At 76.0% G+C, this 11623-nt stretch carries 9 protein-coding genes; 6 read left to right on the plus strand and 3 right to left on the minus strand.

Going from position 1 to position 11623, the window contains the following annotated elements; genetic code table 11:
- Positions 1-27 precede the first annotated feature (27 nt).
- Positions 28-921, minus strand: a complete 894-nt coding sequence (locus ACIA8O_RS26575) for a serine peptidase (protein ID WP_396296489.1) — start codon at positions 919-921, stop codon at positions 28-30.
- Entirely contained in the window at positions 918-5282 is a 4365-nt protein-coding gene (locus ACIA8O_RS26580; RefSeq protein WP_396296490.1) for an NACHT and WD repeat domain-containing protein, read from the minus strand. Before ACIA8O_RS26580 ends, ACIA8O_RS26575 begins: the two co-directional genes overlap by 4 nt.
- A gap of 233 nt (positions 5283-5515) precedes the next feature.
- On the opposite strand from ACIA8O_RS26580, the gene ACIA8O_RS26585 reads away from it, so the two are divergent.
- The 4 genes from ACIA8O_RS26585 (at position 5516) to ACIA8O_RS26600 (ending at position 8432) form a co-directional block, all read left to right on the plus strand.
- Positions 5516-5998: a hypothetical protein gene (locus ACIA8O_RS26585; RefSeq protein ID WP_396296491.1), complete on the plus strand. Its 483-nt coding sequence runs from the start codon at positions 5516-5518 to the stop codon at positions 5996-5998.
- Positions 5999-6067: 69 nt separating this feature from the next.
- Positions 6068-6487: a VOC family protein gene (locus ACIA8O_RS26590; protein WP_396296492.1), complete on the plus strand. Its 420-nt coding sequence runs from the start codon at positions 6068-6070 to the stop codon at positions 6485-6487.
- A 109-nt stretch (positions 6488-6596) separates the two neighbouring features.
- The gene (locus ACIA8O_RS26595) at positions 6597-7289 is read left to right on the plus strand and encodes a pyridoxal 5'-phosphate synthase (protein ID WP_396296493.1); all 693 of its coding nucleotides are present in this window, start codon (positions 6597-6599) and stop codon (positions 7287-7289) included.
- A gap of 108 nt (positions 7290-7397) precedes the next feature.
- Positions 7398-8432 (plus strand): WD40 repeat domain-containing protein, encoded by a 1035-nt coding sequence (locus tag ACIA8O_RS26600; protein ID WP_396296494.1) that lies wholly within the window; start codon positions 7398-7400, stop codon positions 8430-8432.
- Positions 8433-8595: 163 nt separating this feature from the next.
- Here the strand turns inward: ACIA8O_RS26600 and ACIA8O_RS26605 are convergent, their stop codons facing one another.
- The gene (locus ACIA8O_RS26605; RefSeq protein ID WP_396296495.1) at positions 8596-9546 is read right to left on the minus strand and encodes an SMP-30/gluconolactonase/LRE family protein; all 951 of its coding nucleotides are present in this window, start codon (positions 9544-9546) and stop codon (positions 8596-8598) included.
- Positions 9547-9693: 147 nt separating this feature from the next.
- On the opposite strand from ACIA8O_RS26605, the gene ACIA8O_RS26610 reads away from it, so the two are divergent.
- Together ACIA8O_RS26610 and ACIA8O_RS26615 are read left to right on the plus strand one after the other, a co-directional pair.
- On the plus strand, positions 9694-10650 hold the full coding sequence (locus tag ACIA8O_RS26610; RefSeq protein WP_396296496.1) for a serine/threonine dehydratase: 957 nt from the start codon (positions 9694-9696) through the stop codon (positions 10648-10650).
- A gap of 101 nt (positions 10651-10751) precedes the next feature.
- Positions 10752-11600 (plus strand): patatin-like phospholipase family protein, encoded by an 849-nt coding sequence (locus ACIA8O_RS26615; protein ID WP_396296497.1) that lies wholly within the window; start codon positions 10752-10754, stop codon positions 11598-11600.
- Positions 11601-11623 lie beyond the last annotated feature (23 nt).

Genomic DNA, 11623 nt, shown 5'->3' on the forward strand with positions numbered 1-11623 from the left:
CGCCGCGCCGAACTCGGCACGGATGCCTCATCTCCCCAGGTACGGGGCGAGGGTGGCCGCCGTGGTCGCGCACCGCAGGTAGTTCTCGGCGTGGTGGAACCGGAACAGGGCGCTGACCGTGGACGTGTGGTCCATCGCGACGCCGGCGAAGTACCCGCCCAGGCCGGGCGGGACCGCGACGGGGTCACCGGGGTCGGCGATGTTCACCCACCGGGTCCCCCCGGGCAGGCCCGCACCGCGCGGCTGGGGGGTGCCGGCCGGCCGAGGGGCCGGGACCAGCCGGTCGAAGACCAGGCGGGGCAGGGCCAGGGGCGATCCCAGGGTGAGGAACAGCTCGGGCCGGAGCTCCGGGTGGGCCTGCAGGGCCTCGTACGCGACGACGGAGCCCAGCGAGTGGGCGACGACGACCCGTGGCCGGTGACGGGCGATCCGCGCGGCGACCTCCTCGCGCGCCGCGGAGCGTTCCGGGGCGTCGGGCGAGCGCAGGTAGGCGGCCACCTCCGCGCACAGCAGCCGGACGAAGACCCGCAGCGGCCCCTCCGCGAGGTCGAACCGGCGCGCCAGCCAGGCGGAGAAGCCGCGCAGCGGCACCGCGGCGCTTCCGTGCGCGGCTTCGTCCGGCAGTCCCAGTGCCCGGGCCCAGGCGTCGAGGAACTCCTGCGCGAGGGGGTCGGCGAGGAAGTCCCCGTCCGGCCCGCCCTGGGCGGCGGGGCCCGGCAGGAGCCGGTCGGCGTAGTAGGCGAAGTCGACGTCCAGGTGCTCCGGGGCGACACCGAGCCCGGCGGCCAGGTCCCGCGCCCAGACGGCGGCCTTGAGCGCGCGCAGCTCCTCCTTGCGAGCCTCGGGGACGCCGGCCCCGAAGCCGTTGTGGATGCCGTGCACGGCGACGACCCGTAGGCGGGATGCGGCTTGGGCGGTCAACGGAGCCTCCTCATGAGGGGGTCGATGCTGAGGGCGGCCACCTCGGAGCCGAAGCCGACCACCACGGTGCCGTCCGGAGCGAGGGCCAGGGTGTTCACCGCGTCCGGGAAGTGAAACGTCGTCAGGCAGGCGGAGGTGGTGGGGTCCCACACCCGCACCGTCCGGTCGGCGCTCCCGCTGAGGACGTACGAACGGCGCCCCAGGGACACCGCCGCCACCGTCGTCACGGCGCCGTCGTGGCCGGCAAGGTCGCTGACCAGCGCCCCGGTGGTCAGGTCGCGCATCCGCAGCGTGCCGTCGGCGCCCCCGCCGACCACGTGCGGACGGCCTCCCGGGCTCGTCAGCGCCACCGCGTTCGCCCGGCCGGTGCCGCCGGCCGGCCCGTCGGCCCGGGCGCCGGTGGCCAGGTCCCGTACGCGCACCGTCCCGTCGTCGCCGCAGCTGACGACGTGTTCGCGCCCGTGCAGGGCGACCACCGCGACGGCGTTCACCCGGCCGCGGTGCCCGGGCAACCGGGCGATCGCGGTCCGGGCGGCCAGGTCCCACACCCGGACCAGGCCGTCCTCGGCGCCGGTGAGGACGAGGGCCCGGCCCCGTACGAAGGCCACCGCCACCGCGCTGACCGCACTCGTGTGGCCGGCCAGCCTGGCGGTCTCGGCCCCGGTGGTCAGGTCCCACAGCCGCACCGAGCGGTCGCCGCCCGCGGTCACCGCGTGCGGGTGCCCCCGCAGGGACAGCAGCGCCACCGAGTTGACCGCGCCGGTGTGGCCGGTGAGTTGGCGCAGGGCGGTGCCGGTGCCCAGGTCCCACAGCACGACCGTTCCGTTGCGGTCGCCGGTGACGGCGTGCGGGTGTCCGCCCGTCGGGACCACCGCCGCGGAGAGGACCTTCCCGGTGTGGGCGGTCAGCGTGTCGGTCCGGGTGCCGGTGGCCAGGTCCCACACGCGTGCCGAGCCGTCACTGCTGCCGGTGACGGCGTGCGGGCGCCTGCCCAGCATGGTGAGGCCCACCGAGTTCACCGCACCGGTGTGGCCCGCCAGCCGGCCGGCGAGGTGACCCCAGTTCAGGTCCCAGACCTGCACCGAACCGTCGTCGCTCCCGGAGACCGCGTGCAGCGACCCGTGCAGGAGCACGGGCACCACCGCGCGGACCCGGCCGCTGCAGGACAGTTCCCGCCGGTTCCAGCTGTACCGCAGCCCCCGGGAGAGCAGCTTCCCGTCGCCGCCACCGCTGATGATCATCGGGTTCTGCGAGGCGTACGGACCGTCCTCCGGGTGGCCGACCGCCACCGCGTGGACCTCTCGGGCGTGGCCGGGGAAGGCGTCGGTCTGGGTGCCGGTGGCCAGGTCCCAGAGCCGGACCGTCCCGCCCTCGTCCCCGGTGACGGCGCGCGGCCCGCCCTCCAGCACGACCAGGGTCAGCGCGGTCAACCCCTCACGGCGGCAGTCCAGTTCGCGGACCAGGGCCCCCGTGCTCAGGTCCCAGACCTGCAACCGGCCGTCGCGGGTACCGGTGACCGCGCGCGGCCCCTCCTCCAGCATCGCCGCTGCCGCCGTGGTCACCCTGCCCGTGTGCCCGGTCAGTTCACGGACCTGGAGGCCGGTGGCCAGGTTCCACAGCCGCAGCGCGCCGCCGTCGTCGACGGTGACGGCGTGCCGGCCGGCCTCCGGCAGTGCCACGGTGTGCACCGCGCCCGTCCGGGAGGTGAGTTCGCGGGCCAGGGTACCGGTGGCCGCGTCCCACACCCGGAGCGCGCCGCCGTCGTCGCCGGTGACGATGTGCGGGCGCCCCGCCAGCACCGTCGCCGCGACGGCCCGCACGGCTCCGGTGTGGCCGGTGAGCGTGCGGACCAGGGCCGGCGAGATCTGACTGCCGGTCGCCCAGTGGACGGTCCAGTCGGCGTCCCCGGGGAGCCTGCGCTGGAGCGCGACGTCGCGCAGTCGTGCGGCGTCCAGGGCCAGGACCTGCCGGCGGGCCGCGGGCGGCAGGCCGTGGTGCACGCCCCAGGAGGCCCGGTAGACGGCGGCGTCGAGTTGGGCCTGGGGCGAGTGCACGTGGGGCAGCGCCTCGGCGAGGGTGTGCGGGTCCGCGTGCTGGAGGTAGCCGACGTCGTCCAGGAGTTCGTCCAGGCGGCCGGCGTCGACCGCGTGCTGGGCGGTGTGGCGCAGCAGGTACCCGGCGGCGTGCTGCCACCTCGGGAGGCCGGCCGGGTTCCGGGGAACGCAGTCCAGCAGCTTGTCGAGCAGGCGGTCCGCCTCACCGTGCCCGGTGGCGTGCGCCCCTGACGGGTCGTCGTCGGCGGCAGGTCCGGCGCTCTGGCGGAGCCAGTCCGCGAGGCCCTCGTGGAAGAGCCGGTACAGCGTGGTGCCGTCGCCGTCGATGTCGCGGCGGAGGTAGAAGCGCGCCACGCCGTCCAGGAGGGCGTACAGCTCGGGCAGGGGCAGCGGGGCGCCGTCGGCGGTGAACGCCGCCGCGGCGTGGGCCAGGACGCCCTCGGGCGTGCCGCGGCCCTGGGCGAAGGCGAGGGCGGTGAGCACCGGGCGCAGATGGGGCTGGTCGGTGTGGCGGCGCAGGTCGAGTTCGAGGAGCTCGGGCAGGTCCCGGGGCACGGCCCGGCCGAGGCGCACGGCCTCCTCGTGGGTGGTGGCGGGCGGGACGGCCAGGAGGTGGTGGACGTAGAGCCCGGCGGTGAGGAACTCACCCCAGTCGAGGGAGGCGGGCTGGTGGTCCGGCCGGCCGGTCCGGGTGGTGAGGGTGTCGGCGATCGTCTCGGCCAAGGTGGTGCGCACGTCCCGCAGGGCCCCGCGGCTGTAGGGGCCGTCGGCGCTGAGGAGCCGCTTGGCGTAGGCGGCCACGTCGTGGCGGACCTCCTCCCGGCCGACGGTGCTGAGGTCGGTGAGGGAACCGGTGGCGCGTGCCAGGTCGAGGAGGGAGGCGGAACGGTGGTCCTCACGGGTGGCGACGAGCAGCCTCAGCCGGCGGTCCGCCCCGAGCGCGTGGCGGGCGAGCGGGAGGAGCAGGGCGGCCAGGACGTCCTGGGGGTTGAGGGCTTCGTCGAGGGCGTCGATGACGATGGTGACGGGGCGGTCGTCGGGCCGCAGGAGGTCCAGCAGCCGCTGCGCGGGGCTTCCTGACGCGTCGTCGGGGGCCGGCGAGCCGGCCCCGGTCAGGTGGCGCAGCTGGCGGGCCAGCGAGGCGGCGATGTCGTCGAGGCCCAGGCGGCGGGCGTGGACCGCCACGAGCCGGTCGTTCTCCCCCGGGACGTGGTCGTCCAGTGCGGCCCAGAGCGGGCGGGTGTGGCGTCGCAGGGCCGGGTGGGCGGCGCACAGCAGGACGCCGAGGAGCGCGGACTTGCCGGCTCCGGCCTTGCCGGTGACGACGCGCAGTCCCGGTGCGGCCGTCTCCTCGTCGAGCCAGGCGGTGAGGGTGTCCAACTGGGCGGTGCGGCCGCTGAAGTAGCCCTCGGACCAGTCGCGGGCCACGGGTTCGGCGCCGCCGGCCCGGCGCATGAAGTGCAGGGGGTCGGCGGCCCAGTCCGCGAGGCGGGCGATCTCCGGCGGAAGGCTCCTGGCAGCGGCCCTCGTGCGGGTCGGGTCGTAGGACGGATTGGGGAAGAAGGGCAGCCGGGAGAGGTCGGCGTGGCCGGGGACGAGGCTGGTCAGGATCGACTGCGGCAGCCCGCCGGCCCGGGCGGCCAACTCGCCGACGGCGCGGTCGACGTCCCGCCAGACCGTGGTGGGCGGGATGTACGGCAGCGAGGGGTCGAAACGGACCGTCAGGTCGCGGTACCCCTCCAGGACCTGCACCAGGGCGCGGCTCAGGCGGTAGCCGAAGGCCTGCCGGTCCGGTCCGGTCGCGGCGAGCACCCAGGCCCGGCGGCGGTCGACGTCCATCCGCGCGTGCCAGGCGGTCACCGCGGCCTGCCCGGCGTAGCAGACGTCGAGGACGAACAGGGTGGTGGGCCGGTGCCGGTCGGGATGGTCCTCGATCAGGTCGATCCACCCTCCGACCGGACGGGGGAGACGGTTGCCGTGCTGGTCGAGGACGTAGAGCTTCTCGCTGCTGCCGGTGGCGAGTTCGCCGTGGGCGACGACGTGCACGATCAGCACGTCGGCGTCCTCGGCCTCGACGGCGGCCTCGACCCGCGCGGCGTGGTCGGTGTCCTCGGCCGGTGCGGCGGGCTCGCGCCGGGTGTAGCGGAACTCCTCCAGGATCCGGGCGACCCGCTCGGCGTGCTCGGGGGCCTCCGCCAGGACGTCGAGACCGAGGCGCGGCGAGTCGCCGTCCTCGGTCCGCCTGAGTGCGATGCCCAGCGTCAGCACCACGTGCCGCCGTCCGTCCGTCCCCCCGGAGCTGTTCACGCCTGGCGCCGTCCCCCTTCGTCACGGACCGCTCGGCGGTTCGATCAGCGGTGCGGTTCGACGATAGACATCCCGGGCCGGGATGGGCACCCCAACGTCAGGATCGGTCGTACCGCTGACGCCGCGTCACCGCTCCCTCCTGCCCAGGGGGTCGGGGGTCAGGGGGCCGGGGACTGCGGCCCGGCTGGGAGACTGGGCCGTCGGACGGAAACCGTACGGAGGATCGGACGCCCATGCTGGACCCACGTGATGCTCCGGAGGCGGTGCGGGCCGCGGCCGAGCCGCTGGAGGAGCTGCTCGACGACAACAACCACGTGACGAGCGTGGACCTGCACGACCCGGTCCCGGTGGCCGGGCTGACGGACGATCAGCTGGCGCAGGCGGTGTACGACGCGGGGCCGAGCGGGTTCCGGGTGGGGCCGGTGGGGTGGTTCGAGGGGGCGGGGGAGTGGCGGGAGGCGTTCCGGCGGGCGGTGCTGAAGGGGTTCATGCAGCCGGCCGTGCGGTACTCGGACCCCGGCTGCCGCACTCCGGAGGAGCTCCGGCGCACCGGTGAACTCGCCGACGGCATCGCCGATCTGATCGAGGCCCACCTGGGGCCGGTGCGCCGGTGCGGGGACGTCGGGGCGCCGCCGACGGGGGAGATCGGGTGGCGCTGCCTGCTGCTGGTGACGGAGGAGTGGGCCACCATCCTGTACCTGGCGGTCCACGACTGACGGGGCGTTGTCGGAGGCGGGTGGCAGGATGACCGGCCGGGTACCGGTACCACCAGTGAGGACGACGACATGCGGCAACGACTCAACCTGATCCTGCTCGGCGTGCGGGACGTGGCCGCGAGCGTGGCCTTCTACCAGGAGCTGGGCTGGGAGCGGTCCAAGGCGGGCTCGGAGGAGTTCGCGCTGTTCGAACTGGGCGGGGTGGCGGTCGCGTTCCAGTCGCGGGAGGCCTTCGCCGCCGACGCGGGGCTGCCGGACCGGGGGCCGGGCGGGTTCGCGGGCTTCGCCCTCGCGTACGTGGCCCGCAGCGCGGAGGAGGTGTACGCGGTGATGGCGAAGGCCGCCGAGCTGGGCGCCGCCGTCACCCGCCCGGCGGGCCCGAACGCCTGGGGGCACAGCGGGTACTTCACCGATCCCGACGGCCACCTCTTCGAGGTGCTGTACGAGGACGGCTGGATCTTCGACGAGCACGACGACCTGGTGCTCTGAGCGGCCTGCGGCATCCTGCGGCAGTCGGGGTGGAGCGGGCACGGCAGAATGATCGTCGGCAGGCGGGGGTGCCCGTCGGCCGCGGGGGACGTGGGGTCAGGAGGCCGGGATGAGCGAGGACGTCGTGGGCGGGCAGGACAGGCTGGCCGAGTTGCGGGAGATGCTGCGGAGCCGGCCGCCGATGGCCCGTGAACTGCCGGGGTTCGACGCGGAGGCCGCGCCCGACGACCCGGCGGAGCTGCACGTGGCCTGGCTGCACGCCGCCATGACGGAGGGGGTGCCGGACGCGCAGCTGGTCACCGTCTCGACGGTGGACGCGGACGGGCGGCCGGACGCCCGGGTGGTCGGGCTGCGGGACATCGACCCGGAGACGGGGACGTGGAGCTTCGTGGCGGACCGGCGGAGCCCGAAGGGCCGTCAGCTGGCGGCCACGCCCTGGGCGGCGATGACCTCGTACTGGCCGCCGATGGGACGGCAGGTGCGGCTGCGGGGGCGGGTGACGGCGGTCGACCAGCAGGACGCGCCGCGGGCGGTGCGCAGCATCAGCGCGGCCGCGCACGCCGCCGCGCTGGTCGGGCGGCAGAGCGAGACCATGCGGTCGGCGGGGGAGTTCGGGCCGCTCTGGGAGCGGGCGTTGGTGTTGGCGAACGCCGACCCGGACGGGCCGGTACCCGGGCTGACGCGGTACCTGCTGCGCCCGGACACGGTGGAGTTCTGGCAGGGGGACGGAGGGCGGCGGCACGTGCGGTTGGCGTACTGCCGGGAGGGCGACGGGTGGCGGCGGTCGCTGCTCTGGCCGTGAGGGCGGTGAGGACACCGAGGGCGCCGAGGACGCCGAGGACGCTGAGGGCGGCGACGGTGTCGGAGGTGTCGGCGGCGCGGCCCGTGCGATGATCGCGGGGTGGTGAGCGTGGACGTCCGAAGGTGGCGGCGGGGGCGGTCGGTGGGCCGGCCGGTCGCGGTGGTGCTGGCTGCCCTGGTGGTGGCCGCTCCGGCCGTGGGGCCGGCCGCCGCGGCGGAGGCGTCGCGCCGGGAGTTCACCCTCCGGGACGAGCGGATCACCGAGTCCAGCGGACTGACGGCGAGTCAGCGCCACCCCGGCGTGTACTGGACCCACAACGACAGCGACGACGGCCCGTACGTCTACGGGGTCGAGGCCGCGACCGGCCGCACGGTGGCGACGCTGACGCTGCGCGGGATCAAGCCGCGGGACGTGGAGGCGATCGCGCTCGGGCCGGACCACCAGCTCTACCTGGCGGACATCGGGGACAACTTCCACGGGAAGTGGCCGGAGGTCTGGCTCTACCGCTTCGCCGAGCCGGAGCAGCTGCGCGACCAGGCCGTCGCGGTCACCAAGTACCGGGTGCGGTACGAGGACGGGCCGCGCGACGCGGAGGCGCTGCTGGTCCACCTCGTCACCGGGCGGGTGTACATCGCGAGCAAGGACCAGAAGGACGGCCGCCTCTACCAGGGGCCGGAGAGCCTGGCGAGCACCGGGGTGAACGTATTCCGGCCGGTCGGCGAGGTGCCGTGGGTGACGGACGGCGCGTTCTCGCCGGACGGCCGCCGGGTGGTCCTGCGCGGGTACTTCTGGGCGAAGCTGTACGACTGGAAGGACGGCGCGCTGGGGGCGGAGCGGTCGGTGTCGGTGCCGTTCCAGCGGCAGGGGGAGTCGGTCACCTTCGCGGCGGACGGTTCGGCGCTGATGTTCGGGAGCGAGGGCAAGGAGTCGGAGGTGTGGCGGGTGCCGCTGGGCGACGCCGCGCCGCAGCCGACTCCGAGCGCAGGCCCCAGCAGGAGCGCCGGTGGGGCGGGGGCTCCGGCGGCCGCGCCCGCCCCGGCGGGGCAGCAGGAGGACGGGCCCAATCACCTGGGCGCGCTGCTGCTGGCCGTGGCCGCCGGGGTGGCGCTGCTGCTGTGGCGCAAGGGGCGCGCGAAGCCCTGACGGCCCGGCCGGGGGACTCCCCCTTCGGGACGCATGCACGAACGCGCGCTCGCCGCACGGCCGGAGCGACACCTGCGGCTCCGCCGCGAGGGCGTCCCGGCCGCACGCGGCGGAGCCGCCCGTGTCACGGCCTACGCGAACGGTCGGACCAGCCCCGCGGGCGTCAGCAGAACGGGTCGGGGACGGCCGAGACGGTGTACGGCGGGGCGCCCGGGCCGTGCTCCAGTTGGCTGTTGACCACGTAGAGGCGGCAGTCGTGCCGGGCCAGGGTGGTCGGGGAGTCGAACGGGGCGCCGGTCAGGCGGTGGGTGACGGTGCCGCCGCGGAGGTCGGGGTCGAGCTCGGCGACGTAGACGCCGGACGGGGCACCGTAGTTGAGCACGGCGTAGAGGGTGCGGCCGGCCAGCACCATGCCGTCGGCGCCGAAGGACTGGTCGCCGAGGTCCAGGCGGGAGACGGCGGAGGTGGCGGTGTCGACCCGCCAGACCGCCTCGGTGCCGTTGGAGGCGACCAGCAGGGTGGCGCCGTCCGGGGTGGCGACGATGCCGTTGAGCAGCCAGTACCGCGCCGGGAACTGCGGGAGGCTCGGCCGCAGGTCCAGCCAGGGCAGCAGCGGTCCGGGGCGGCCGTCGCGGTCGAGGGCGGCGCGCAGGACGAAGGGGTTGGCCCAGTCGGTGACGTAGACCGCGTCCGGGGTGACCACCAGGTCGTTGAGGTCGGGGGCACCGAGCGGGCCGTCCGGGGCGGTGAGGCGGGAGAGCAGGCGGCCGTCCGGGGCGTGCACGGTGAGGGTGGCACCGCCGACCGAGAGGACCCGGCCGTGCCGGTCGGTGTGCACGCCGAGGGTGCGGGTGCGGTCGGCGACGCCCTGGGCGGCGAACGGCCGCATCCAGGGGACGGCGACCCGGCCGCGGTAGAGGCGGCCGGTGGCCGAGGACGAGACGTACACCGTGCCGTCGCGGTCGATCGCGATGCCCTCGGGCAGGACGCCCGGGTCACGGGAGACGAGGTAGGTGGAGGGGTGCGGGCAGGGGGCAGCGACGGCCTGGCCGAGCGGGGCCAGGGCCAGCCCGAGGGTGGTGCCGATCAGGGTCAACGTGCGGGTGAGGGACATGGGTTGGACCTCCTTCGGCCCCTACGGTGGCGCCCGGGAGGCCGTGGGCACCTCCCCTTTCGTCCCTGCCCGAAACCCACTGGTCAACGGGGTGGGGTCGCGGCGTACGGTACGGGTCCGACCACCTTGCGGACGAGGAGCAGCGACGTGACCCGAGCCGGTTTCGACTACCAGGACGTCCGGGCGGCCCGCGAGCGGATCGCCGGGGCGGTGCGGCCGGTGGGGGTGGTGCCCGGCGGACGGGAGGGGCTCTGGTTCGCACTGGAGCAGCTCCAGCACACCGGGAGCTTCAAGGCCCGGGGCGCCCAGAACTTCCTGCGGGCCCACCGCGAGGCCGGCACCCTGCCGGAGGCCGGGGTCACCATCGCCTCCGGCGGCAACGCCGGGCTGGCCTGCGCCTGGGCGGCCGCGCAGCAGGGCGTGCCGGCGACCGTCTTCCTGCCGGTCAACGCGCCGGAGGTGAAGGTTGCCCGGCTGCGCGGGTACGGCGCGGAGGTCCGGACGGTGGGCCGGGAGTACGCCGAGGCGCTGGCGGCCTGTCAGGAGTACGCGGCGGAGAGCGGGGCGCTGGCCTCGCACGCCTACGACCACCCGTTGATCGCGGCCGGGGCCGGCACGCTGCTGGACGAGATCCGGGACGGGCTGCCCGGCGTCGACACGGTGGTGGTCGCGGTGGGCGGCGGCGGCCTGTTCGCCGGGGTGGCGACCGCGGCGGCGGAGCACGGGATCCGGACGGTCGCGGTGGAGCCGGAGAACTGCCGGGCGCTGAACGCGGCGATCGGCGCCGGACGGGTGGTGGACGTGGACGTGGACTCGGTGGCGGCCGACTCGCTGGGCGCCCGGCGGGTCTCGGCGGCGGCGCTGGCGGTGGCCGTGCGCGGCGGTGAGGGCGTGGAGTCGGTGCTGGTGCCGGAGGCCGCGATCGTGGCGGCGCGGCGGGCGCTCTGGGAGGAGCACCGCCTGGTGGTGGAGCACGCGGCGGCCACGGCGCTGGCGGCGGTGCGGCACGGTGCGTACCGGGCGGCGGAGGGGGAGCGGGTCTGCGTGGTGCTCTGCGGGGCGAACACCGACCCGGCCGCGCTGGCGGGGGACGCGGTGTCCTGACGGGGCGCCAGGAAGCCGGGGACCCTCCGCGACGTAGGGGAGTTGAAGCACCGTCAGGGAGCTGTGATACGACTGTTCCCGACAACGGGGGGAGATCATCCGTGCACACCGTCGACCGAGCGCTCGTCCTGGGCCCGGGAGGTCCCGTCGGCACGGCCTGGGCCGCCGGGCTGGTGCACGGGCTGCTCCGGGCGGGCGTGGACCTGGACGCGGCGGACCTGATCGTCGGCACCTCCGCCGGGGCGATCGTCGGGGCGGTGCTGGCCACCGGTCAGGACCCCGGGCGGCTGGAGACGCCGGTCCGTGCGGAGGGCCACCGGGTGCCGGTGGACCACGCGCGGATGGGGGAGGCCTTCGCAGTGCTGGGGGACCGGACGCTGGAGCCGGAGGAGGCCAGGCGGCGGGTCGGGCAGCTCGCGCTCGGTGGCGTCGACCCCCGGGCCGAGGAGGCGCTGCTCGCCGGGCGGGCCGCGCTGATCGGGGCCCGGGAGTGGCCGGAGCGGCGGCTGGTGATCACCGCGGTGGAGGCCGGAACGGGCGAGCCGGTGGCGTGGGACCGCGACAGCGGGGCGCCGTTGGTGCACGCGGTGGCGGCCAGCAGCGCCTTCCCCGGGGCCGCGCCCCCGCCGGAGGTGGACGGGCGGCGGTACATGGACGGCGCGCTGCGGGCGGGCGTGAACGCCGACCTCGCGGCCGGCGCCCGGACGCTGGTCGTGGTCGCCCCGATGGCGCACCTCTCTCCTCCCGGGGTCCTGGAGGGGCAGGTGGCGGCGGTGGGTGCGCGGACGACGGAGACCATCGGCCCCGACCCCGCCTCGGTGGAGGCCTTCGGGCCGGACCTGGGCGACGTGACGGTCTGGGGCCCGGCCTACCGGGCGGGCGTCGCCCAGGCCGCCGGGTCGGCGGACCGGCTGCGTTCCGTCTGGGGGACGGCAGGGGCCGCGGGCTGAGAACGGCCTGTTCAGGGGCCTTC

The sequence above is a fragment of the Kitasatospora sp. NPDC051853 genome, from assembly GCF_044452665.1.
Lineage (GTDB): Bacteria > Actinomycetota > Actinomycetes > Streptomycetales > Streptomycetaceae > Kitasatospora.